The 25842-nt window shown below is 43.0% G+C and carries 16 protein-coding genes and 6 rRNA genes (1 of these 22 running past the window's edge); 19 read left to right on the forward strand and 3 right to left on the reverse strand.

Features of this window, described 5'->3' with window-relative positions:
- From FR7_RS00890 to mqnE, 7 genes are all read left to right on the forward strand, one after another.
- Window positions 1-2736, forward strand: a 23S ribosomal RNA gene (locus FR7_RS00890) (it extends 197 nt beyond the left edge of the window).
- Window positions 2737-2923: 187 nt separating this feature from the next.
- Window positions 2924-3040: ribosomal RNA gene (gene rrf, locus FR7_RS00895) — 5S ribosomal RNA — on the forward strand.
- Between the two features lie 86 nt (window positions 3041-3126).
- A 5S ribosomal RNA gene (gene rrf, locus FR7_RS00900) occupies window positions 3127-3243 on the forward strand.
- A gap of 372 nt (window positions 3244-3615) precedes the next feature.
- Window positions 3616-5274: ribosomal RNA gene (locus tag FR7_RS00905) — 16S ribosomal RNA — on the forward strand.
- 424 nt (window positions 5275-5698) lie between these two features.
- Window positions 5699-8631, forward strand: a 23S ribosomal RNA gene (locus FR7_RS00910).
- 187 nt (window positions 8632-8818) lie between these two features.
- Window positions 8819-8935 (forward strand): 5S ribosomal RNA (gene rrf, locus FR7_RS00915).
- Together the 16S, 23S and 5S rRNA genes form the textbook arrangement of a ribosomal RNA operon.
- Before the next feature lie 135 nt (window positions 8936-9070).
- Window positions 9071-10156, forward strand: a complete 1086-nt coding sequence (gene mqnE, locus FR7_RS00920; protein WP_007937902.1) for an aminofutalosine synthase MqnE — start codon at window positions 9071-9073, stop codon at window positions 10154-10156.
- 77 nt (window positions 10157-10233) lie between these two features.
- On the opposite strand, the gene FR7_RS00925 is transcribed toward mqnE, so the two are convergent.
- Window positions 10234-10608 carry a methylglyoxal synthase gene (locus FR7_RS00925; protein WP_007937904.1) on the reverse strand — a complete coding sequence of 125 codons (375 nt, stop codon included), beginning with the start codon at window positions 10606-10608 and terminating at the stop codon, window positions 10234-10236.
- Window positions 10609-10902: 294 nt separating this feature from the next.
- Here FR7_RS00925 and FR7_RS00930 point away from each other — a divergent pair, with 294 nt between their 5' ends.
- The 12 genes from FR7_RS00930 (at window position 10903) to FR7_RS00985 (ending at window position 22622) form a co-directional block, all read left to right on the forward strand.
- Window positions 10903-12639: a hypothetical protein gene (locus FR7_RS00930; RefSeq protein WP_007951674.1), complete on the forward strand. Its 1737-nt coding sequence runs from the start codon at window positions 10903-10905 to the stop codon at window positions 12637-12639.
- Window positions 12640-12768: 129 nt separating this feature from the next.
- Window positions 12769-13155: a YkvA family protein gene (locus tag FR7_RS00935; RefSeq protein WP_007937908.1), complete on the forward strand. Its 387-nt coding sequence runs from the start codon at window positions 12769-12771 to the stop codon at window positions 13153-13155.
- The gene (locus FR7_RS00940) at window positions 13152-14393 is read left to right on the forward strand and encodes a DUF445 domain-containing protein (protein ID WP_007937913.1); all 1242 of its coding nucleotides are present in this window, start codon (window positions 13152-13154) and stop codon (window positions 14391-14393) included. The genes FR7_RS00935 and FR7_RS00940 overlap by 4 nt, the downstream gene beginning before the upstream one ends.
- A 16-nt stretch (window positions 14394-14409) precedes the next feature.
- Window positions 14410-15699 (forward strand): DUF445 domain-containing protein, encoded by a 1290-nt coding sequence (locus tag FR7_RS00945; protein WP_007937915.1) that lies wholly within the window; start codon window positions 14410-14412, stop codon window positions 15697-15699.
- Window positions 15700-15921: 222 nt separating this feature from the next.
- A complete protein-coding gene (locus FR7_RS00950; RefSeq protein WP_007937917.1) occupies window positions 15922-16614 on the forward strand; it encodes an NAD(P)-binding domain-containing protein in 693 nt (230 codons plus the stop codon).
- A 277-nt stretch (window positions 16615-16891) separates the two neighbouring features.
- The gene (gene pdxS / locus FR7_RS00955) at window positions 16892-17773 is read left to right on the forward strand and encodes a pyridoxal 5'-phosphate synthase lyase subunit PdxS (protein WP_007937919.1); all 882 of its coding nucleotides are present in this window, start codon (window positions 16892-16894) and stop codon (window positions 17771-17773) included.
- Window positions 17774-17797: 24 nt separating this feature from the next.
- Entirely contained in the window at window positions 17798-18370 is a 573-nt protein-coding gene (gene pdxT, locus FR7_RS00960; RefSeq protein WP_007937920.1) for a pyridoxal 5'-phosphate synthase glutaminase subunit PdxT, read from the forward strand.
- Between the two features lie 251 nt (window positions 18371-18621).
- Window positions 18622-19119 (forward strand): HMA2 domain-containing protein, encoded by a 498-nt coding sequence (locus FR7_RS00965; protein ID WP_017531287.1) that lies wholly within the window; start codon window positions 18622-18624, stop codon window positions 19117-19119.
- 4 nt (window positions 19120-19123) lie between these two features.
- On the forward strand, window positions 19124-19651 hold the full coding sequence (locus FR7_RS00970) for an HMA2 domain-containing protein (protein WP_007937923.1): 528 nt from the start codon (window positions 19124-19126) through the stop codon (window positions 19649-19651).
- Window positions 19648-21765 carry a heavy metal translocating P-type ATPase gene (locus FR7_RS00975; protein WP_007937925.1) on the forward strand — a complete coding sequence of 706 codons (2118 nt, stop codon included), beginning with the start codon at window positions 19648-19650 and terminating at the stop codon, window positions 21763-21765. The genes FR7_RS00970 and FR7_RS00975 overlap by 4 nt, the downstream gene beginning before the upstream one ends.
- Window positions 21762-22376 (forward strand): hypothetical protein, encoded by a 615-nt coding sequence (locus tag FR7_RS00980; protein ID WP_007937927.1) that lies wholly within the window; start codon window positions 21762-21764, stop codon window positions 22374-22376. Before FR7_RS00975 ends, FR7_RS00980 begins: the two co-directional genes overlap by 4 nt.
- Before the next feature lie 30 nt (window positions 22377-22406).
- Entirely contained in the window at window positions 22407-22622 is a 216-nt protein-coding gene (locus FR7_RS00985; protein WP_007937929.1) for a hypothetical protein, read from the forward strand.
- Between the two features lie 62 nt (window positions 22623-22684).
- Here FR7_RS00985 and FR7_RS00990 read toward each other — a convergent pair whose 3' ends face one another.
- Both FR7_RS00990 and FR7_RS00995 read right to left on the reverse strand, forming a co-directional pair.
- Window positions 22685-24010: a hexokinase family protein gene (locus FR7_RS00990; protein ID WP_007937930.1), complete on the reverse strand. Its 1326-nt coding sequence runs from the start codon at window positions 24008-24010 to the stop codon at window positions 22685-22687.
- Window positions 24011-24142: 132 nt separating this feature from the next.
- Entirely contained in the window at window positions 24143-25636 is a 1494-nt protein-coding gene (locus FR7_RS00995) for a class I adenylate-forming enzyme family protein (RefSeq protein ID WP_007937931.1), read from the reverse strand.
- Window positions 25637-25842: the final 206 nt, after the last annotated feature.

Here is a 25842-nt window from a genome sequence, read left to right on the forward strand (position 1 = left end):
AAGTACCCAGAGGAAAAGTAATCAAGCGAGATTCCCTAAGTAGCGGCGAGCGAACGGGGAAGAGCCCAAACCGATTCAGTTTACTGATTCGGGGTTGAGGACCAGCATAATTCAAGTCAGGCTTAGTCGAACTACCTGGAAAGGTAGACCATAGGGGGTAACAGTCCCGTAGACGAAAAGCAGAGCAAGATGGCTGAGATCCAGAGTACCACGAGACACGTGAAACCTTGTGGGAAGCAGGGGGGACCACCCTCCAAGGCAAAATACTCCTTGGCGACCGATAGCGTATAGTACCGTGAGGGAAAGGTGAAAAGCACCCCGGGAGGGGAGTGAAAAAGAACCTGAAACCGTATGTCTACAAGCAGTCGAAGACCCTTATGTGGTCGACGGCGTGCCTATTGAAGAATGAACCGGCGAGTTACAGTAACTAGCGAGGTTAAGCAGAAGATGTGGAGCCGCAGCGAAAGCGAGTCTTAATAGGGCGATTAGTTAGTTGTTGTAGACCCGAAACCGCAGTGATCTATCCATGGCCAGGTTGAAGCGCAGGTAAAATTGCGTGGAGGACCGAACCCGTGAACGTTGAAAAGTTTTGGGATGAGTTGTGGATAGGGGTGAAATGCCAATCGAACGCGGAGATAGCTGGTTCTCCCCGAAATAGCTTTAGGGCTAGCCTCAAGAAATAAGTACAGACGGTAGAGCTCTGATTGGGCTAGGGGCCTTATAGGTTACCGAACTCTGTCAAACTGCGAATGGCTGTACTCGGACCTTGGGAGTCAGACTGCGAATGATAAGATCCGTAGTCAAGAGGGAAACAGCCCAGACCATCAGCTAAGGTCCCCAATGCCGTACTAAGTGGCAAAGGATGTGGAACTTCAGAAACAACCAGGATGTTGGCTTAGAAGCAGCCACCATTTAAAGAGTGCGTAATAGCTCACTGGTCGAGAGGTTTTGCGCCGAAGATGTCCGGGGCTAAAGTACGGAACCGAAGCTATGGATTTGTATCTTAGGATACAAGTGGTAGGGGAGCGTTCTATACGCATCGAAGCAGTACCGTAAGGAGCTGTGGAGTATATAGAAGTGAGAATGCCGGTATGAGTAGCGAAAAGACAAGTGAGAATCTTGTCCACCGAAAGCCTAAGGTTTCCTGAGCAACGCTCGTCGTCTCAGGGTAAGTCGGGGCCTAAGCCGAGGCGTAAATGCGTAGGCGATGGACAACTGGCAAACATTCCAGTACCACCCACATCCGTTTGAGTGATGGAGTGACACAGAAGGGTAAGTAATCGCGTGAATGGAAGAAACGCGTCTAAGCTTGTAGGGTGTTTAGTAGGCAAATCCGCTAAACGTTAAGCCTGAGGAGTGACGGGGAGTTGACCGTAAGGTTGATGAACTTACTGATCCCATGCTGTCAAGAAAAGCTTCTAGCGAGGCTGTGGGTGCCCGTACCGCAAACCGACACAGGTAGGCGGGGAGAGAATCCTAAGGTGCGCGGGAAAACCCTCGTTAAGGAACTCGGCAAAATGTCCCCGTAACTTCGGGAGAAGGGGAGCCTCTTTAGGTGATTACCCTAGCGGTATGAGCTAAAGGAGGTCGCAGAAAAGAGGCCCAAGCGACTGTTTACCACAAACACAGGTGCCTGCTAAAGCGAAAGCTGACGTATAGGTGCTGACACCTGCCCGGTGCTGGAAGGTTAAGGGGAGTGCTTAGAAGCAATTCGAAGGTGTGAACTGAAGCCCCAGTAAACGGCGGCCGTAACTATAACGGTCCTAAGGTAGCGAAATTCCTTGTCGGGTAAGTTCCGACCCGCACGAAAGGTGTAACGACTTGGGCACTGTCTCAACGAGGGACCCGGTGAAATTGAAATACCTGTGAAGATGCAGGTTACCCGCGACTGGACAGAAAGACCCCATGGAGCTTTACTGTAGCCTGACATTGAATTTTGGTAAATGATGTACAGGATAGGTGGGAGACTGCGAGACATGTACGCTAGTATGTGTGGAGTCGTTGTTGGGATACCACCCTTTATTTACTGGAATTCTAACTTTAGTAGTAACGATACTAAGGACAGTGTCAGGTGGGCAGTTTGACTGGGGCGGTCGCCTCCGAAAATGTAACGGAGGCGCTCAAAGGTTCCCTCAGCGCGGTTGGAAATCGCGCGCAGAGTGCAAAGGCAGAAGGGAGCTTGACTGCGAGACGTACAGGTCGAGCAGGGACGAAAGTCGGACTTAGTGATCCGGTGGTACCGCGTGGAAGGGCCATCGCTCAACGGATAAAAGCTACCCTGGGGATAACAGGCTAATCTCTCCCAAGAGTCCATATCGACGGGGAGGTTTGGCACCTCGATGTCGGCTCATCACATCCTGGGGCTGTAGTAGGTCCCAAGGGTTGGGCTGTTCGCCCATTAAAGTGGTACGTGAGCTGGGTTCAGAACGTCGTGAGACAGTTCGGTCCCTATCCATCGCGGGCGCAAGAGATTTGAAGGGAGCTGCTCCTAGTACGAGAGGACCGGAGTGGACGAACCAATGGTGTACCAGTTATTCCGCCAGGAGTACAGCTGGGTAGCTACGTTCGGAAAGGATAAACGCTGAAAGCATCTAAGCGTGAAACCAGCCTTAAGATGAGATCTCTCATAGCGTAAGCTAGTAAGTCCCCTTGTAGATGACAAGGTTGATAGGCCAGGTGTGTAAGTCCAGCAATGGATTCAGCTGACTGGTACTAATAGGACGAGGGCTTGACTTAAATTTAGTTAGCAGCATGCTGCTAACAACTAACATGCAGTCTTTCTTCTGTGAAGTTTTGAGAGAACATAGTAGTATGTTTATCTCTATTGTAGAGCCATAAGGTTCTATGATGTTAACATTTCGATGTTAACGAAGCGACTTACACAAATCTTTTAACAAAGATTTGGTGCGCTGCTTCACTTTAATCCAGTGGCGATAGCTAAGGGGTTCCACCTGTTCCCATACCGAACACAGCAGTTAAGCCCTTATACGTCGAAAGTACTTGGTTGGAAACGGCCTGGGAGGATAGATAGTTGCTGGTTAGAGCACTCATTCTTTGTGAGTGCTCTTTGTTTTTCTCAAAAAATGCTTATTGCGGTAAGCGATACTGGATCTTGATGTATTTGTATCTGGTGACGATAGCTAAGGGGTTCCACCTGTTCCCATACCGAACACAGCAGTTAAGCCCTTATACGCCGAAAGTACTTGCTTGGAAACGAGCTGGGAGGATAGGTAGCTGCCAGTAAAAGCACTCCTGTTATGAATGCTTTTCAAAAGATCAGAACCAAAGAAAAAAGATGAAAAATAGTACTTGACATAATGTGTGACAAAGTGTTATACTGAATAAGTTGTCAGCGACGCTGGCAATAAGTACTAAAAGAAAAGTGTTGACAGAAAGTAACCTTTCATGTTAACATAAAGATCCGCGCTAAACGGCGGAACGATCATGAATAAATGATCGAATGTGTTCCTTGAAAACTAAACAATGTAAGTAAGGTTAAAATAAGCCAGATGTGCGGTACTCGTTTTTCGAGTGCAAAACAAAGTTGTTCTGCGAAAGTGAGAGCAACACAAACAAGTTTTTTAAAGAGCCATCAAGGTTCTTCATAATATAACTTTTATGGAGAGTTTGATCCTGGCTCAGGACGAACGCTGGCGGCGTGCCTAACACATGCAAGTCGAACGGTCTGGTATTCAACACTGAATATTTAGCAGTGTAGCCAAGCGTCAAGCGCGAAAGAAGAGAGCGCTTCACGCATTTAACAAGTGCCAACACAAAAGCTAAGGATTGAGTGTTGAATATCAGATAGTGGCGAACGGGTGAGTAACGCGTAGACAACCTACCTTCTAGCTGGGGACAACACTGCGAAAGTGGTGCTAATACCGAATGTTGTATTTTGAGTGCATACTTAAAATACTAAAGGTGGCCTCTATTTATAAGCTATCACTAGAAGATGGGTCTGCGTCTGATTAGCTAGTTGGTGAGGTAATGGCTCACCAAGGCGACGATCAGTAGCCGGTCTGAGAGGATGAACGGCCACACTGGGACTGAGACACGGCCCAGACTCCTACGGGAGGCAGCAGTGGGGAATCTTCCGCAATGGACGAAAGTCTGACGGAGCAACGCCGCGTGAGTGAAGAAGGTTTTCGGATCGTAAAACTCTGTTTTCAGGGACGAATGTGTGGATTGTAAATAATGGTTCATAATGACGGTACCTGACAAGAAAGCCACGGCTAACTACGTGCCAGCAGCCGCGGTAATACGTAGGTGGCAAGCGTTGTCCGGAATTATTGGGCGTAAAGCGCGCGCAGGTGGGATAATCAGTCTGATGTTAAAGTTCGGGGCTTAACCCCGTGAAGCATTGGATACTGTTATTCTTGAGTGCAGGAGAGGAAAGTGGAATTCCTAGTGTAGCGGTGAAATGCGTAGATATTAGGAGGAACACCAGTGGCGAAGGCGACTTTCTGGACTGTGTCTGACACTGAGGCGCGAAAGCCAGGGTAGTGAACGGGATTAGATACCCCGGTAATCCTGGCCGTAAACGATGGGTACTAGGTGTTGGGGGTATCGACCCCTCCAGTGCCGGAGTTAACGCAATAAGTACCCCGCCTGGGGAGTACGGCCGCAAGGTTGAAACTCAAAGGAATTGACGGGGGCCCGCACAAGCGGTGGAGTATGTGGTTTAATTCGACGCAACGCGAAGAACCTTACCAAGGCTTGACATCGTCTGATGACTCTAGAGATAGAGAGTTCTTCTTCGGAAGACAGATAGACAGGTGGTGCATGGCTGTCGTCAGCTCGTGTCGTGAGATGTTGGGTTAAGTCCCGCAACGAGCGCAACCCTTATCCTATGTTGCCAGCACGTAAAGGTGGGAACTCATGGGAGACTGCCGTGGATAACACGGAGGAAGGTGGGGATGACGTCAAGTCATCATGCCCCTTATGTCTTGGGCTACACACGTACTACAATGGGCTTAAATAGAGGGTAGCGAAGCCGCGAGGTGAAGCCAAACCCAAAAACAAGCTCTCAGTTCGGATTGCAGGCTGCAACTCGCCTGCATGAAGTCGGAATCGCTAGTAATCGCAGATCAGCATGCTGCGGTGAATACGTTCCCGGGCCTTGTACACACCGCCCGTCACACCACGAAAGTTGAGAGCACCCGAAGCCGGTGAGGTAACCAGCAATGGAACCAGCCGTCGAAGGTGAGATCAGTGATTGGGGTGAAGTCGTAACAAGGTAGCCGTATCGGAAGGTGCGGCTGGATCACCTCCTTTCTATGGAGATTTGAAGGATGAAATACTCTTTCATATCCAAGGTCGACACATCTGGTTGTTCACTTTTACTTACATTGCTTAGTTTTGAGGGAATACATCCCATGCTGCTGCCAGTGATGGTAGTAACATGAATATGTAGTACCTTTGATGTTCTTTGAAAACTGCACAGAAGAAAGCAACGTAATAATTCTAATAGCAATATTAGGGTGATTACCGAGCATGTTAGGATTTTTTGAAACATGTATATGTATATATTTCGGCGTTAAACCCGAATATACACAAACCACAGGTTGGCAAGAAATAGTTAGCTGCTAGGAGCGACGAGGACATGAAATGAGTCGTACTACTTGTACGTCGAATGGAATGCCCGCAGAAGCGACAACGCAGATGACTGTTTATTGACAGCCGACTATTAGAGTGACGAAGTCAAGCTAATAAGGGCATACGGTGGATGCCTTGGCGCCAAGAGCCGAAGAAGGACGGGGTAAGCTCCGAAAAGTCACGGGGAATCGCAAGCAGGTATTGATCCGTGAATATCCGAATGGGGAAACCCAACAATGGTAATGCATTGTTACCCATGGCTGAGACCATGAGGAGGGCACCTGGGGAACTGAAACATCTAAGTACCCAGAGGAAAAGTAATCAAGCGAGATTCCCTAAGTAGCGGCGAGCGAACGGGGAAGAGCCCAAACCGATTCAGTTTACTGATTCGGGGTTGAGGACCAGCATAATTCAAGTCAGGCTTAGTCGAACTACCTGGAAAGGTAGACCATAGGGGGTAACAGTCCCGTAGACGAAAAGCAGAGCAAGATGGCTGAGATCCAGAGTACCACGAGACACGTGAAACCTTGTGGGAAGCAGGGGGGACCACCCTCCAAGGCAAAATACTCCTTGGCGACCGATAGCGTATAGTACCGTGAGGGAAAGGTGAAAAGCACCCCGGGAGGGGAGTGAAAAAGAACCTGAAACCGTATGTCTACAAGCAGTCGAAGACCCTTATGTGGTCGACGGCGTGCCTATTGAAGAATGAACCGGCGAGTTACAGTAACTAGCGAGGTTAAGCAGAAGATGTGGAGCCGCAGCGAAAGCGAGTCTTAATAGGGCGATTAGTTAGTTGTTGTAGACCCGAAACCGCAGTGATCTATCCATGGCCAGGTTGAAGCGCAGGTAAAATTGCGTGGAGGACCGAACCCGTGAACGTTGAAAAGTTTTGGGATGAGTTGTGGATAGGGGTGAAATGCCAATCGAACGCGGAGATAGCTGGTTCTCCCCGAAATAGCTTTAGGGCTAGCCTCAAGAAATAAGTACAGACGGTAGAGCTCTGATTGGGCTAGGGGCCTTATAGGTTACCGAACTCTGTCAAACTGCGAATGGCTGTACTCGGACCTTGGGAGTCAGACTGCGAATGATAAGATCCGTAGTCAAGAGGGAAACAGCCCAGACCATCAGCTAAGGTCCCCAATGCCGTACTAAGTGGCAAAGGATGTGGAACTTCAGAAACAACCAGGATGTTGGCTTAGAAGCAGCCACCATTTAAAGAGTGCGTAATAGCTCACTGGTCGAGAGGTTTTGCGCCGAAGATGTCCGGGGCTAAAGTACGGAACCGAAGCTATGGATTTGTATCTTAGGATACAAGTGGTAGGGGAGCGTTCTATACGCATCGAAGCAGTACCGTAAGGAGCTGTGGAGTATATAGAAGTGAGAATGCCGGTATGAGTAGCGAAAAGACAAGTGAGAATCTTGTCCACCGAAAGCCTAAGGTTTCCTGAGCAACGCTCGTCGTCTCAGGGTAAGTCGGGGCCTAAGCCGAGGCGTAAATGCGTAGGCGATGGACAACTGGCAAACATTCCAGTACCACCCACATCCGTTTGAGTGATGGAGTGACACAGAAGGGTAAGTAATCGCGTGAATGGAAGAAACGCGTCTAAGCTTGTAGGGTGTTTAGTAGGCAAATCCGCTAAACGTTAAGCCTGAGGAGTGACGGGGAGTTGACCGTAAGGTTGATGAACTTACTGATCCCATGCTGTCAAGAAAAGCTTCTAGCGAGGCTGTGGGTGCCCGTACCGCAAACCGACACAGGTAGGCGGGGAGAGAATCCTAAGGTGCGCGGGAAAACCCTCGTTAAGGAACTCGGCAAAATGTCCCCGTAACTTCGGGAGAAGGGGAGCCTCTTTAGGTGATTACCCTAGCGGTATGAGCTAAAGGAGGTCGCAGAAAAGAGGCCCAAGCGACTGTTTACCACAAACACAGGTGCCTGCTAAAGCGAAAGCTGACGTATAGGTGCTGACACCTGCCCGGTGCTGGAAGGTTAAGGGGAGTGCTTAGAAGCAATTCGAAGGTGTGAACTGAAGCCCCAGTAAACGGCGGCCGTAACTATAACGGTCCTAAGGTAGCGAAATTCCTTGTCGGGTAAGTTCCGACCCGCACGAAAGGTGTAACGACTTGGGCACTGTCTCAACGAGGGACCCGGTGAAATTGAAATACCTGTGAAGATGCAGGTTACCCGCGACTGGACAGAAAGACCCCATGGAGCTTTACTGTAGCCTGACATTGAATTTTGGTAAATGATGTACAGGATAGGTGGGAGACTGCGAGACATGTACGCTAGTATGTGTGGAGTCGTTGTTGGGATACCACCCTTTATTTACTGGAATTCTAACTTTAGTAGTAACGATACTAAGGACAGTGTCAGGTGGGCAGTTTGACTGGGGCGGTCGCCTCCGAAAATGTAACGGAGGCGCTCAAAGGTTCCCTCAGCGCGGTTGGAAATCGCGCGCAGAGTGCAAAGGCAGAAGGGAGCTTGACTGCGAGACGTACAGGTCGAGCAGGGACGAAAGTCGGACTTAGTGATCCGGTGGTACCGCGTGGAAGGGCCATCGCTCAACGGATAAAAGCTACCCTGGGGATAACAGGCTAATCTCTCCCAAGAGTCCATATCGACGGGGAGGTTTGGCACCTCGATGTCGGCTCATCACATCCTGGGGCTGTAGTAGGTCCCAAGGGTTGGGCTGTTCGCCCATTAAAGTGGTACGTGAGCTGGGTTCAGAACGTCGTGAGACAGTTCGGTCCCTATCCATCGCGGGCGCAAGAGATTTGAAGGGAGCTGCTCCTAGTACGAGAGGACCGGAGTGGACGAACCAATGGTGTACCAGTTATTCCGCCAGGAGTACAGCTGGGTAGCTACGTTCGGAAAGGATAAACGCTGAAAGCATCTAAGCGTGAAACCAGCCTTAAGATGAGATCTCTCATAGCGTAAGCTAGTAAGTCCCCTTGTAGATGACAAGGTTGATAGGCCAGGTGTGTAAGTCCAGCAATGGATTCAGCTGACTGGTACTAATAGGACGAGGGCTTGACTTAAATTTAGTTAGCAGCATGCTGCTAACAACTAACATGCAGTCTTTCTTCTGTGAAGTTTTGAGAGAACATAGTAGTATGTTTATCTCTATTGTAGAGCCATAAGGTTCTATGATGTTAACATTTCGATGTTAACGAAGCGACTTACACAAATCTTTTAACAAAGATTTGGTGCGCTGCTTCACTTTAATCCAGTGGCGATAGCTAAGGGGTTCCACCTGTTCCCATACCGAACACAGCAGTTAAGCCCTTATACGTCGAAAGTACTTGGTTGGAAACGGCCTGGGAGGATAGGTAGTTGCTGGTTAATTAAAAAGCACTCATTTATGTGAGTGCTTTTTGTGTATTAAGAAAAAAAGTATATTTCTTTAGTTTTTTATTAGGTTTTGCAGGAAGGCAATGTCTTTTTGGGGAAGAATACAAAATGGAAGGAGTGTCATATGTGAATATAGTTCTAGAACAAATTGAGGCAAAAGTCATGCAGGGAATTCGTCTTAATCGAGAAGATGGCATTGCTTTATTTGAATGTAACAATTTGACTTGGTTAGGTTATTTAGCAGATATCGTTAGACAAAATGTGAGCGGCGATTATGTATATTATAATGTGAACCGTCATATTAACCTTACTAATATCTGTACTGCTCGTTGTGAGTTATGCGCTTTTGGATGTGATGCAGATAGTGTCCACTCCTATGCCATGAATAAGGAAAAAGCTTTAGAAATTGCTAAACAGGCAGCGAAAGATCCAGACCTTAGAGAACTGCATATCGTGAGCGGCTTGCATCCAGATTGGCCTTTTTCATACTATGTTGATGTAATAAAGGAATTAAAACAGGCATTGCCACATATTCATTTAAAAGCGTTCACAGCAGTAGAGATTATATATTTTTCTACTATTTCCAGAAAGTCCGTTACCGAAGTATTAATTGAACTGCAAGATGCTGGTTTAGACTCTATGCCTGGGGGTGGTGCTGAGATATTGTCAGATCGGGTAAGAAATGAGATTTGCCCTAAAAAGGCTACTGCCGCTGAATGGTTGGAGGTAGCTCGCGTCGCACATAGTCTAGGGATCCGCAGTAATGCTAGTATGTTATATGGTCATATTGAAACAGTAGAAGAAAGAGTAGATCATTTATTATCGTTACGCAATTTGCAAGATGAAACAGGCGGCTTCCAAACGTTTATTTGTTTTCCTTTTCATCCTAATAATACAGTACTTGGTGAACGAATAGAAAGAACTTCAGTATGGGATGAACTTAAGACGATGGCTATTTCTCGTTTGATGCTAGATAATTTTAAGAATATAAAAGCTTATTGGGTCATGCTAACACTGCCGATAGCTCAGCTTGCATTGGGATTTGGTGCAAATGATATTGATGGTACAGTAAGTGAAGAGAAAATAATGCATGCAGCAGGTGCAAAATCTGCTACATCATTGAGTAAAGATACGATCATTAAGACAATTCGTCAAACTGGGCGTATTCCAGTGGAGCGGGATTCTATGTATAATATAGTTAATATATTGTAATAAAAAGGAACAGCCTAAATTGATATTAGCTGTTCCTTCTTTATGAATCGAGCTGTAGAGGTTAAATTAAATCTTCTTTATAGGGGTTCATTCAGTGTAGAAACCAGTAAATGCGCACAGACTACATTTGTTGCAACTGGGATATTATGAACATCACATATTCTAAGAAGGGCTGTGATATCTGGTTCATGGGGTTGAGCCGTTAGAGGATCTCTTAGAAATATTACTAAATCAATTTCTTCACAGGCAACACGTGCTCCGATCTGTTGGTCACCACCAAGCGGTCCGGATAAATACGTGGTGACATCCAGACCAACAGATTCTTTAATTAGGCGACCAGTAGTGGCAGTAGCCACTAAATGGTGTTTAGCTAGAATTTGTTGATGTTTAACAACAAATTCCAACATGGTTTCTTTTTTTCGATCATGAGCAATTAATGCAACAGTTTTCATGACAACACCTACCTCTAATTATAGATAGGTAAATTATATCATAATTAACTTTACTAGTATGTTAAAGTTAATAACATAGTGTTAATTTTTTCAAAGAACTAATCCTGCTAAGAGAAATAGGCTGTAGAATTTAAACTAAGACTGTTCTGTGGATTTTTTTGATTCTAGGCTCACTTATACTTTGGATCAATAATTTATTATATAATATGATTCTGGGGAAGAAGCAGGATGAGTATTGATTTATGGCGAATAGAAAGTAGTAATGAAGCTTTAATTTGCAAGGAGTGATTAAATGTGTTGCCATTTCTAATAATAGCATTCTTAGTAGTTAATTTCCTATATTTCTTTATGGAAATGCCCGTATTAGCATTTGGTTTTACGGATTGGTCGAATGTGATAATAGCCTGGGGGATATTATTTTTGTTTATCTCAGCATTAATTTTGCTGAATAAGTTTAGGCTATTTATATCCAAAACAGCCTGGGGAGAAGTATTAAAAAAATTATTCCCTCAGTTATTTCAGGAACGGCCGCATGTTGTCGATATTGCTAATTATCAAAATCAAGGACAAAATTATAAACGCTATAGAATGCTCGGTTTGGTAGGGATTATATTATTAGTGGTTGGTGTGAGTAATTTGTTGATTCTACCAATATTAACAAGCGCTCCGATGCTATATAGCAGCTCTTACAGAGGTTTATTGGGCGAGGTCAAAGAAAGTTCCTTTACTTCTGATATCGAGCCGATAAATTTATCGCAAATACGAATTGTAGATGAGGAAACGGCTCGTAAGCTGGCAGAGAAAATCATTGGTGAAGTACCGGCTTTAGGTAGTGAAGTGCAAATTGGTGAATTATCACTGCAAAAGGTACGAGAAAAGTTATATTATGTAGCACCTCTAGAGCATCGCGGTATTTTTCAATGGCTGACGAATTATACTAGAGGCAGTAAAGGCTTTGTTATGGTCTCTGCTACGAATCCGCAAGATGTACATTTAGTGCAGTCGGTTAATGGCAAAGAGGTGTATCTAAAGTATCAAATGAAGGGTTTCTTCTTTGATTATTTACCCAGATATGTATATTTTAATGGATTCTTTAATATCGGGATTTCAGATTTTTCTTTTGAAATAGATGATGATCTTAATCCATATTGGGTTGTGACCTTATATAAAAATAAAGTAGGTTATCATGGTTCTGATGCAGTAGGTGCAGTGATTGTAAATGCTCAAACAGGTGAAATCAGCCGGCACACTATTGAGGATTTGCCTCGCTGGATTGACAGGGTTCAGCCAGAATCCTATGTGTATAAGCAAGTTAAAGATTGGGGCGATTACATAAATGGTTTTTGGAATAGTGTATTTGCCAAAATGGGAACATTAAAGCCAACGGGAGATGAGCTTCATCTCATTTATGGCAATGATGATAGTGTATATTGGTATACAGGGATTACCTCATCAGGTAAAGATGGAAGCTCGGTCGGTTTTATTTTGATCAACTCTCGTACGAAAGAAGCAAAATGGTATAAGGTTTCTGGTGCTGATGAAGGCGGCGCAAAAAAATCAGCAGAAGGTCAGGTACAGGAGAAATCCTATCGAGCTGGATATCCTATTTTGTATAACATCGGCGGTGTGCCAACGTATATTGCTCCTTTAAAAGATAAAGAAGGATTATTAAAGGCTGTATCCTTTATCTCGGTAGAAAATTATAATTTAGTAGGCGTTGGAGCTGATATTGAAGGTGGCTTGCGTGCTTACCAGCAAGTATTAGCCAGCAAGGGAAATCAATTTGTTCCAAGTCAGGAAAATAAAGCATTGAAATTGCAAGGTAAAATCAGCCGTGTTTCTCAAGTGGTGAAAGGTGGAGAATCTTACTTTTATTTTATGATTGAGGGCGATAATCGAATTTTTGTGGGAAGTTCGAATACGTCACCGAAAATTCCTTTAGTTAAGGTAGGAGATCTCATATCGGTAACTGCAAATGATACGAAAGAAAATACATTAAGCATTACTGAGTTTATCGGTGAGAATTATTAAATAAACAAGTCATCCTGCTACAGCAAGTAGAAGGATGACTTGTCTTTATATGGCAGATAAATTATAGTAGTGGTATAGAGAGATACTATAAAAGAATAAATCAGTATCTTTCTATAGGAGGTTTTTCGTATGAACTTTGATTTTGAGAAATACTCGACAAAATATACAGATAAAAAGCTGTTTGAGAAATTAAAAAGATTTTCCCTTAAAGCGGGTAAAAAGTTAGTATATGTTGTGTTACTTTTATATTACACGCTGCAAAAAGACAATGTTCCCAAAAAAGTGAAGGCGGTTATTATTGGCGCACTGGGATATTTTATTTCCCCTTTTGATTTCATTACAGATTTTTTGCCTTTTCTGGGATATACAGATGATTTTGGTGCGTTGATGATGGCGTTAGCGGTAGTTGCTATCTATATTGATAAAGAGACAAAAATCCGAGCAAAGTCCCGTTTGGAGTCTTGGTTTGGCGAAGTGGATGAAAGTGAGCTGGAAGAGGTTAATGCTAAGCTATGAGTGCTAATAAATATAAGGCCACTTGTATATTGGGGATTGTTTCTTGTGGATTCTTAGCAAGCTATCCTTTTTCCCATACGTTCTTTGGCGGTCTTTTAGCCAGAGGGTTTGGTGCTGCAATGATAGGCGGCTTAGCGGATTGGTTCGCTGTGTCCGCCTTATTCCGCCGCCCCTTAGGCATACCTTTTCGGACGGCGATTATCCCCCGAAATCGGGAAAAGATATTTCAAGCTTTGATTGATATGGTGGAGCATGAGATATTAATAAAAGAGAATATAAAGAAAAACTTGGATGACTATGATTTAACGGCTACATTACTGTATTTTGCCAATGAGAATAGTGGTAAGCAAGATGTGAAAAAAATGCTATATCGCTTTTGGCAGGACTTTGCTCTTCAAGTGAACCCGGAAGATTTAGAGGTATTAATTCAAGATTTTGTGGAAGATAATATGGACAATATTAAGGTTCTTCCCTATGGGATTCCCATTGCCCAATGGTTTATGGATCACGAATATGATGACAAAATATTAGATCTTATCATTGAGCAGTGTATCCTTGCCGCCGAAAATGAAAAGTTTGTCCATTTGCTGGCAAATGTTTTTGCTGCTGTCACCAAGAAATATGAACATGGTATGAATCGGAGGAAATTATTTAATTTGCTGATGGATTTATCTCCTAAGCAATTGGCGAAGGCAGCTCAGCATGGACTGGTCAGTATATTATTAGAAATGAAATCTCCCCAGCATCCTTTCAGGCTAGACGGAAAGGCAAAATTCAAACAGTTTGTAGCCAGGTTGCAAACTGATGCCGATTTTGGGCAACAGGTGGAGTTGTGGCTCCAGCAAAATATAATATACAAATTTAAATTAGGCGAAAAAATATCCCGGTCCATGGTAGCTGTATTTCATAAAGTGATTCGTGATAATAGACTGGCAGTGCGAGGGATGGAGTCTCTTATGGCGCAGCTGGACATCGTTCTGGAAGATTTCGCGAACAATCAGGAAGATCGGGTGAAGATGGATTTGTACCTTAAGACTGTTTTAGGGGAATGGCTGGATCGCAACCATGACCAAATTGGCAGAATTGTAAAGGAGAGCCTTAATGAATTTACCAATGAGCGATTGGTAAATTTCATTGATAGCAAGATGGGCAATGATTTGCAGATGATTCGTATTAATGGCTCATTTGTTGGCGGTTTGGTAGGAATGATTCTATACATATTGACCTATTGGTTATAAATGCAGGTGAAGAGAAATGAATAATAAAAGCATGGCAAATCAAATTTTACTATTGGTATTTTTACTTTTTTTATTGTCTGTCGGGCTTAAACATTACTATCAAGATCGATTTGCTGCAGAGATGTTCTTTGCTGTAATGGAGGCGGCGTTGGTAGGTGGGATTGCCGATTGGTTTGCGATTACTGCACTTTTTAAAAAACCTTTAGGTTTTCCTTGGCATACAGCATTGATCCCCAGGCATCGTCAAAAGGTAATCAGGTCCATTCGGAATATGATTGACCAAGATTTGCTTACGGTACAATCCATTAAAAAAAGAGTAGAGAGCAGCTGCTTTGTTACTTTGCTGATTGGTTTTGTAGATCATGAGAGAGGAAGAGAGTTTATAAGAAATTCTCTGGAGCGATTGGGTAAGGATATGATCAGTAAGCTTGATATTCGAGATTTCGTTAATCATATGGAAGGTTTTATTAAGAAAGAAATCAAAAACATTGATCTTATCTCGCAAATGAACAATGTAGTCAGATGGTTATTAGAAAATGACCGTGCTCGAGTTTTAACAATGTATATTGTAGATGAACTTATCAATCAATTAGATAAGAATGAGGCAAAAAGCAATATTTATCAATATTTAGAAGAAATGACGCAAACAAAGAATCGGTCACCCTTAGAAAGAGCCTTCATTTGGTTAGGCGAGCAGACGAATAGTGTAAGTCTTTCCGATGCAACGGATGCTTTTTATGCAGAGATTCTGGCGATTTTGCAAGAGATTAAGAACTCTGATCATGTTATACATAATAAAATTCATGAAAATTTAACAGCGATAGCCGAAGCACCTGAAAAGAATTATATGTGGTTAGAAGAAGTGGAGAGCTGGAAAATGACGCTGGCGACAGAGGTAGAATTAGGTGATGCAGTGATTCATGTATCGGAGGATTTTCTAAAGACAGCGAATCCGCAGCTCAGTCCTCAACTCATCGATTGGATCTATACTCAAATGGATCGGTACTGGATGTTTTTTAAGGGAAATATTGAGCTGCAAGAATGGCTGGAAGTTCGTATTAAGCAGGTGATTTATGAGCTTATCGAAAAAGAGCATTATATCATCGGTGAAATTGTTCAAAGGGTTTTAGGGGAATTTAACGATGAGAAGCTGAATCGTTTCGTGGAAGAGAAAGCAGGGGATGATTTACAATGGATTCGCATCAATGGATCTATCGTAGGCGGTATAGTCGGTTTAATGATGTTTTTGTTCTTACGTTATGTTTATGATCCCTATGTCGTTCCCACTATCCAAAGCTGGTTTTAAGGAAAAATGATGAAAGAACGTTTTGTAATTGCAATACTTATCATTATGGTAGTCATATTAGAAATCGTTGATGAAGTCGCAAAAAGAATCACCTCTCTATACACGAGAAGGTGATTCTTTTTTGTAGTACAATGATATTAAAACGCTATTTTAAGAGTTCGGTCATATACTGATAGAAGGTCGCTGGGAAGTTATTTTATAAATAACAAGGGAGTGGTGCAGGTGAAGATTGGTTTAGTAGGGATTGGACGTATGGGAAGAGTGTTGGCAGGATTATTAGCAGGTCAGGTAGATTTAGTCATATTTGATCGAAATATAGAGAAGGTGGAAAAAGCAGCAGAAGAACTTAGTGTTTCTACTGCTGATTCATTAGAAGAGATGGCAGAATTGGGAATCGTAATTTTGGCTCTCCCTGATCCCGAAGTAGTGAATTGTATTAAAATATTTAATAGCATAAATAAAAATGTAATTGTGATTAATATTGCAACGAATGCGAGCCAAGACATGCTAAACAGTATAGCAGATTCCCATGTGAAGTGTATTTGTGCTAAATTTGTTGGGCATGCAGGTGAGATTGCATTAGGACATTCTCCGGTCATTATTGTCAATCAGTTTCCTGTAGAATTAGTTGCGCAGACTGTGGAAATTTTTCAATTAGTTGGACAGGTAATCATCGGCAAGGCGGATTTAGTATATACCATTAATACGGTAGCTGCTCAGAAAGCGATTGAAGCGGGCGTGGCTATTGAGGAGGTCTTAAAGCAAAACGGGGTTTCAGATCCAGGGATTATTAAAAGCGCTATCGGGCAAGTTGCCGCTGGAGTGATGAAATCCTATGCTGATGGCACCTTGGGACCTTTTGCCAGGGAAATCGTCCAATCTGTCAAACATAAGAAAGAGACAAAAAGCTTGTAATTTTTGTGGGTGAAAAGATAAGGAATATTATGAACCACAAAGGCGCAATGCCGCTGATGCGGCACACAAAGGAGTACACAAAATAAGTTATAAATAGAACCCTTTGTGTCCTTTGCGTCTTTGTGGTTCGATTTTTTTCAAATCTGTACCTATTAAAAAATATGATTCTGTATATTTTAAAGAGGTCTATTTTGTTTTATAATAGCATTATATTTTTAGAAGTCCTCAATAAGATCCTAGGACGTAAATAAAAAATAAGTACAGGAGGCATAACAATATGCAGCAAGGAACTTTTCGCGTAAAGGCCGGCTTGGCAGAGATGCTTAAGGGTGGCGTGATTATGGATGTAACTACGCCTGAACAGGCAAAAATTGCTGAGGAAGCAGGAGCTTGTGCTGTAATGGCATTAGAACGTGTTCCAGCAGATATTCGCGCGGCAGGCGGGGTCGCTCGGATGGCTGATCCCACGATTATCTTGAATATCATGGAGGCTGTGACCATTCCAGTTATGGCTAAAGGAAGAATTGGTCATTTTGTAGAAGCGCAGATCATAGAGTCACTAGGGGTTGATTATATTGATGAAAGTGAAGTACTAACCCCTGCCGATGATAAATATCATATTGATAAACATCAGTTTAAAGTTCCCTTTGTATGTGGTGCTAAGAATCTTGGTGAAGCACTGCGTCGTATTGGTGAAGGGGCAGCGATGATTCGTACCAAGGGAGAGCCAGGAACGGGCAATGTAGTTGAGGCGGTAAAGCATATTCGTATGGTTATGAGTGAAATTCGTCAGCTGCAGAACTTACCGAATGAAGAAGTATCTGCCTTTGCCAAAAATATTGCAGCTCCTTTAGAGCTTGTTATGGAAGTGAAAAAACTAGGACGTCTGCCAGTTGTTAATTTTGCTGCAGGAGGTATTGCGACACCGGCTGATGCGGCTTTGATGATGCACTTAGGCTGCGACGGCATTTTTGTTGGTTCGGGTGTCTTTAAGTCAGGTGATCCTGTAAAAAGGGCAAAGGCAATTGTAGCAGCTACTACCTATTATAATGATCCCAAGATTTTGGCTGAAATTTCTCGCGATCTTGGCGAGGCTATGGTGGGGATTGAGATTTCTACTATAGCAGATCATGAGCGCATGCAGGATCGTGGCTGGTAAGCAGGAGAGAAAGCAGGGGTTATTATGAAGATCGGAGTATTAGCATTGCAAGGCGCTTTCCGGGAACATTGCCGGATGCTGGAAGGCTGTGGGGTAACAGCAGCAGAGATTCGAAAGCCAGAGGAATTAGACGAGGTTAAGGGTTTAATCATTCCTGGGGGAGAAAGTACCACGATTGGCAAGTTAATGATAGAGTGGGGACTGATGGATAAGATTAAAGTAAGAGTGGAGCAGAAAATGGCGGTATATGGAACTTGCGCAGGAATGATTCTGCTGGCGAAGGAAATTAAAGACAGCAGCCAGCCTCGTTTAGGGATCATGGATATTGTAGTTCGACGTAATGCTTTTGGCCGTCAGCGTGAAAGTTTTGAAGCGGATATGACAGTGCCTGAATTTGGTCCAGAATCATTAAAAGCTGTCTTTATTCGCGCACCTTACATTGAAGAGGCAGGTCAGGATGTAAAAGTAATGGCAAAGGTACATAATAAAATTGTTATTGCCAGACAAAATAATATTCTTGTTACGGCATTTCATCCTGAATTAACCAAAGATGATCGAATTCACCAGTATTTTATTTCAATGGTCAAGAATGCGTAATAACTAAAACATCATTGAACACTTTATTTGTTTAATGATGTTTTTCTGTTGCATCATCGACTGAATTTTCTTTGAAATATAAATAGATATCATAGCAATTACAGGAGGGAATAACAAAATATTACAGAATATTACAAGGGAGAACTAATAATTGAAAAATCAGGAAGAATATTGACATAATCAGTAAAATGATAGTATAATTTTCAAAATTAATAAGGACGGTCATGAATACTGTAAGGATGGTGAGTCTAATGGAAATATGCAATTCAAAACCCAGTTTAGGATTAGTTATTTCTTTAGCAGGGAGCTTGTTGACACTGCCTTTAAATAAAAAATATCATATTGCTTTTGGCATTCTGCTCACGGTGTGGTCGGGGATACATTCTTGGCAGCATCGCAAAAGCTTAGGGAAGAATATATCCAAGGAGGTGAACACTGTGAGAGGGTTATTTGCTGGTTGTGCTAATTTTTTTAACCAGAAAACGGCTGTCTCCTTTTTATCTCAGAATGTTGAAGTACTGCATTATGTGCCAGGCAGGGTACGGCTTTATTCAAATCAGCTAATCAACAATCCTGGCAACGTGCAGCAGGTTGAAAGCTATTTGAACTCTGTTTCTGAAATTCAGACATTTTCCATCAATCCAGGAACAGGTTCTGTTCTGATTCAGTATTCGCCGGATGATGTGGCAGGTAATCCATTGTTGACAGAAGTGGAGAAATTGGTGGCTAGGCAGTACAGGAGGAGATGAAAGGATGAGTTATTTAACCGGATTGGCTTTAGGAATTTCTGCAGGGAAGCAAGTCGGAAAATTATATCGCAGCAAAGGGTTTCAATTGGTGCATAAAAGTCGCGGACGGCGTCGCTATTATCATGAAGGATTGGTTAATAATGCCGGATTCGCTGAAAAACTGGAGCAACAGCTAGCAGGTGCTTCTGCTTTGCAGCGTTTTACCATCAATCAGGTAACGGGGACTCTATTACTGGAATATACTTGCCAAGATGAGCAAATGGATAGGATCATCGGATATTTAGAAGATCTTGCACATCGCCCTAGCCCTACTAGCGCCTATGGAAAGATTGGCAGTGACATTCGCCGCGGTTTTGGCAGCGTGAATAAAAAAATCAAGGAAAATACGGGTTTAACCTTTGATTTGCGTACGCTGGTATCTTTATGGCTAATGGCTTGGGGTGCCAATAAAATGTGGACGTTGGGACAGCGTCCTTCTGGACCGCAAATGCTGTGGTGGTCCTATTCCTTGCTGAAAGGACGAGACTCATGACGTATCAGTATAGTGTATTTCCTGTTCCAGCTGGGATGAGTGTACAGCAAAAAACCATGCTGGAAATACAAGTTCGGAAGCTGGCAGGAGTCGTTAGCGCTTATGTTGATGACAAGGGCGGTATGACAGTACGTTCTTGTGGCGTTCCTTCCAAAAAGATCATCGGACGATTGATTCAGGACACAACGTTTCATTCAAAAACGATGGTGAACGCTGTAGCCTTAAGAAAAAAAGAAAAGCACTCTGAGGTAAATGAATACAGGCGTGATGCGATTACTGCAGGTCTGGGTTTAGTAGGACTTCAGTTACTTCGTATGTATTCCCCCATGGCTTTTAATGGCATATATCTTGTTAGGAGTGCATTTACCTTATTTGTTGCTCGCAATTTTATCAGCAACGGTATTAAAGGACTAATAAAAGATCGGCAGCCAAATGCGGATACACTTACTGCTACGGCGGTTCTGGCATCGGTTATATCTGGCAAACCCGAGTCAAGTTTAACCTTATTGATGTTGGCCAATGCAGCAGAAATGCTGACAACATATACGGCAGAGAAAGCTCGCAATCATATTTCAGATATGCTGCGCCTGGATCAGCCTCATGCTTGGAAAATCGAAGAGGATGGATATGAAAGAAGGGTATCTGTTGAGAGTCTAAAACCCGGGGATCACATTGGCGTACACTTGGGTGAAAAGATTTGCGTTGATGGCAGGGTAAAAGATGGTGTAGCAGCGGTTGATCAATCATCCATTACCGGTGAATATATTCCCGTAGAAAAATCCAAAGGGGATTATGTATATGCGGGTACAGTGGTTAAGAATGGCTTTTTAGAAATTATCGTAGAAAAAGTGGGCGACGCTACGGCTCTTGCTCGTATTGTTCATATGGTGGAAGAAGCACAGTCCAGGCGTGCGCCCGTGCAGAATTTTGCCGATCAAATGGCAACTAAGCTGGTTCCCATTTCCTTTATTGCCGCTGGCTTAGTATATGGATTGACTAAGGATTGGCAGCGGGTACTGAATATATTGTTTATTGATTATTCCTGCGGCTTAAAATTATCTACTGCCACTGCAATTTCAGCGGCGATTGGACATGCTGCTAAACGAGGCGTACTGATTAAGGGCGGGAATTATGTAGAATCTTTAGGCAGCATTGATACGGTTGTTTTGGATAAAACAGGTACCATTACCGTAGGTACTCCTAAAGTAATGCTGGTAGAGCCAGCTCCAGGGATACAGGATAAGGAGCTAGTGTTATTAGCAGCTGCCGCGGAATATCATTCTGCTCATCCCTTAGCTTCAGCCATATTAGATTATGTAGAAGAGCAGGGCTGGGAGGTTCCGCCGCATCTTACAACGGAGACCATCGTAGCCAAGGGAATTCAGGCTAATGTGCCTGATTATGAGAAAATCGTTGGTGGTGAAATTCTAGTCGGCAGCATTCCTTTTATGCGTGAAAATCATGTAGAATGTCAATCGGCAGTCGAGCGGGGAGAGACCTATTCTGATTGCGGCTATAACGTGGTATATGTAGCTCGTGATGGCATCTTGTTAGGGATGCTGGTTATTAATGATCCCATCAGACCGAATATGAAAAGGACAATCAATCGTTTGCGACGCATTGGTATTGACGAGATTGTAATGCTTACGGGTGACAGTAAGAATGTGGCACAGCATGTAGCCGCAACATTGGATATTGACTCTTATCACGCCGAAGTATTGCCTGCGGACAAAGCTCTATTGGTGTCTAAATTGCAGCGGGGTTCTCAGGTGATGATGATTGGGGACGGCATCAATGATGCTCCGGCCTTAGCCTTTGCCGATGTAGGTGTAGCTATGGGCGGGCGGCGTACAGATATTGCAGTTGAATCTGCAGCCATGACAATTAATTCGGATGAACCTTTGATTATTCCTGAAATGATTGATTTAGGACGAAATACAATGAAAATTGTACAGCAGAATTTTACTACGACCATTGCTGTTAACACAGCAGCAATGCTGCTGGGAGCCATTGGGAGAACCAGTCCCATGGTTTCGGCTCTTATCCATAATGCTGCTACAATTGGTGTGGTTTTAAATAGCGCACGCATTTTATTAATGGAGAAGAAAAAATGAGAAGTAGAGCGTATGAGATTGTTCATGTACTCCCAGGCAGAGTGAGAATTGTTATCGCATCTTCGTTGTCAGTACTATTTTCCAGCCATTTACCGCAACTAGAGGAAATCCGCGGCATAAACAAAGTGACTTGGAACCCGGTTACTCGTTCGATAGTGGTGGAATATGCGGTTGCCACCATGGAGTTATCAGGGGTATTATTAGTTTTTGATCAGATTTTTGCTGAAATGGGATATAAAGTGGGGGGGCAAAATTGCAGCAATGATTTGTTCTGGTCTCTCTTAGCTGGTGGGGCGATTGTTTTGGCTTTTGCGTTAAGGCGAGTTACGCCCAATAGCGGAGCAGCCAGTGTGCTGGAGACAGCGGCCTTTGGCATTACAGCGTATTCTGTTGTAACGCACTGCGGTGGACAAAATAGCTCTTCTAAGGCCCTTCATTTAGATAGTATTGCCGGTCTGGTAAGTGTGCTGAATCTTGGTTCCAATAGAGCCTTTGCAGGTTTATTCATGACTTGGTTATTTAATTTTTTGGAGATTGTTGGCTGGGTTCCGTTGAAAAATCGGCAAGGAAATGGAAGAGCCTCTCTTGGCTGTGGCTTAACGAGTTGTTGAAATGAAATATTGAAAGGAGGTGAATGATAAATGTTTGCTAGAACTGATTTTTGGATTGGCTTAGCAGTTGGTGTAGTGGCAGGCGCATTTGGTTATAAATTAATGGAAGAGCATTCCCAAAAATGTATTTCAACATTGCAGCCTCCAGTAGCCCAAGGAGTGGCCGAGGTGCCCGTGGATGAATTAATGAGACAAAAAGAGCGTTTGGAAGATTTGATTGCTGAGCGACAAAGCATTGGTGCATAACACGTATTATGAAAACAAGTCCAAGTAGCTGTTTGACTACTTGGACTTGTTTTGCTTATTTCCTAACTTTTTGTATGTATCGCAATGGCGGTAGCGATGGCAGCACCAATACCTGAGCCATCTTTTGTAAGGGTGCTGGTAATTTTCTTTTTAGTTCCAAGCTCTTCATCCAAGGTCATCTGGATTGTTTCAGCGTAGTTAGGAGCTTTTTCGTATAGTGAGCCGTCGATGGCAATGGTATGGTTTTGAGAACAATCCGGATCAATATGATGCAGAATTCCGATATAAGTAGCTGCCACCAGGCGGGCGGAGCGGATAGATACAAGGGAGGCAATTTTTTTTAAGGTTTGGCGATCCTCAAGTGTAGAGTCTGCAATACTTAGTTTGCTCTCAAGAAAGTGGGCAATCTGTTCTTTCTTCTCACTGTTATCTTCCAGTAAAAGCGAAATATGAGCACCATGTAATATATAGGGAGTGGTTAGTATTTTTCTTGTAGAGGTGCTTCCTGCCAGTAATCCATGGTCGAATAAACTACATGCTATGATGCGCACTAACTCGCCAATATAGTGACCAGAAACCATTTTTTCTAATTGTTGCTCGCCGGGCTTCTCACTTTGCTGGTCCAATAGGGCGTCATAAGCGGTAACGGGTAATTGATCAAAATTACCTGATTCTAAGTTGATAATCATTGGCCTTTTGGTATCCGGTGCACAAAGTTCAATATAAGCGGTGTTGTGGCCAGTACCGCAAATCGAGCCAATATCCGTAAAGGGATCTTCATAGGCTGAGGCAAGTAAGGTGCCGACAGTATCATTGATGATGGCTTTAGGTATCACATTAGGAAGATTCTGTCTGTCTAAGGCTGATCGCAGCAAGGTTGTAATGTCTTTACCTTCCACACCTGTGGTTTCAATTTCTTTTGTCCAATGAATTAATGTGCCTGTATTAAGACCTCTTTGGTCTGTGGGGAAGGAAAATGTATGACCTAGGGGATATATCTGATCCGGTTTTACAAGAGGGGCAATTTGCTTAGCAATAAAATCAAATAAGTGCTCGGCAGTAGATTGTTTGGATATATGATTGTATTGCCCTTCTTTCTGTTTAAGGGGCTTTCCTGCCCGGGCATGTACTAGATACTTCCCCTCTCCTAACAATTCCGTTAACAGGACTCTAACATTGGTTCCGCCAAAATCTAAAGCCAGAAATGTTCCTATTTCTTTTCGGGAGGGTTTGGTTAAATAAGAGGGCAACATTTTTAATGAACTAGGTGCTCCAAGCAGGCCATTTTGCATAGCTTGTTGAAATTTAGCGGCGATGGCACCAATTTGTTCAGGGGAAATGGTGAGTTGTGTAGCTAGCTCATGTAGTTGAGTTAACAACTTGCTCATACTGTAAACCTCCAGTATTAAATCGATTCGCCATTGTTTATGACAGCGTTTATGGAGATTATATCATAAACATGTAGAATTTAACTGATTTTTTACGCAATTTCCCTAAAAAGTTAAATAGATACAATCGATTTAACGAGCTTGAATATTCATCGCTTGCTGGCGTAAGACAGTCTTTAGGATTTTTCCGGTAGAACTTTTAGGCAGAGAATCTATGATGATGAACTCCTTAGGGATCTTGTAAGGAGCAAGCTTTTTTTGCAAATAGGATTTTACTGCTTTTTTATCGATAGTAAATCCTTCATTGACCGTAAGATACGCTTGTACTAAAGTACCATGTTGTTTATTTGGTATTCCGATGACAGCAGCTTCGGCGATTGCAGGATAGGCATATAAAAGTTCCTCGATTTCTCGTGGATAGATATTTTCTCCATTAATTATAATCATATCTTTTAATCGATCCACAATAAAGAGATAGCCATCCTGATCCATATAGGCTAAATCTCCTGTATGAAGCCAGCCATTTTGAAGGGCTTTAGCCGTTTCCTCTGGTAATCGGTAATAGCCATGCATTACGTTCGGACCACGAACCAATAATTCACCTGTTTCTCCGGGGACAAGAGACTGATTGTCAGTAGTAACAATCCTTACTTCAATGCCGGGCAATGGCTTTCCAATGGACCGGTATTTTACCTTATGGACTGGATTTAACGATACAATAGGCGATGCTTCCGATAACCCATAGCCTTCAACTACTGACTTGCCGATTTTCTTTGTAAATTGCTCAGAAATTTCTTGTGGCAGGGAAGAACCGCCTGAGACCAGGAGCTTAACATGAAGGAAGTCTTCTTTTTGCGCCCTTTGGGCAAGTAGACGAAACATGTTAGGAATACCGAAAATTACGGTCAAAGCATGATCCTTAATGGCAGAAATAGTTTCCCGTATAGAAAAATTCTCTAAAATTAGAATGGATGAGCCGTTTAGTAAGGGCGTCAATACAGCGGCCGTCCAGGCAAAGCAATGGTACATGGGTAAAACACAAAGTATGCGATCCTCATGCTGGTAGGTGAAGACTTGTGAAAAAGCCTGAGCATTGCTAACCAGATTTTTATGAGTGAGCATAGCTCCTTTAGGGTTTCCTGTTGTTCCGGAGGTATAGATGATTGTACATACTTCATTTTCATCAAAGGTTTGAGATACTGGAGCGGGGGGAAATGATTGTTGTGAGACTGTATGGGAAATGTCGGTGATGAGTAATTGGCTTACTTCCTCTTGATAGCCATATTGAGCAAGTTCCGTATCCAAATCAAGTATCGACATGGTAATTAATTTTTTTATATTGGCATTGTGTAGAATGTATGCAATTTCACGGGGAACGAATTGGAAATTAAGAGGTACAATGACAGCGCCTAAACTAGTGATCGCTAAATAGCTATAAATAAACTCAACACAATTTTTGGAGAATAAACCAACGTTTTCTCCTGGGCGTATACCTTGCTGATAAAAAAAGTTTCGATAGTTTGAAACTGCATTGGACAATTCACCGTAGGTAACCGGGTTTTCTCCTGAAAATACAACTTGATTGCGATGGATGCTGTTTTGTTGGATTATTTCGTGAACAAGCATAATTGCCTCCTTAAAAAGTGGTGTTGGGTATAAAGTTGCTTCGAGATGCATTCATTCTTTATGGTAACGTAAATCCTTTCAATGGTAAAGTCTAGAGCAAAAAAAAAGGAAAGAACATAGAGTGATGTGTTAAAACATTGTAAATATATTGCTATGTTTGTCATTTGGCGCAGGTAAAATGATAAATATATAGAATGATAATAACT

Source organism: Pelosinus fermentans DSM 17108 (assembly GCF_000271485.2).
Lineage (GTDB): Bacteria > Bacillota > Negativicutes > DSM-13327 > DSM-13327 > Pelosinus > Pelosinus fermentans.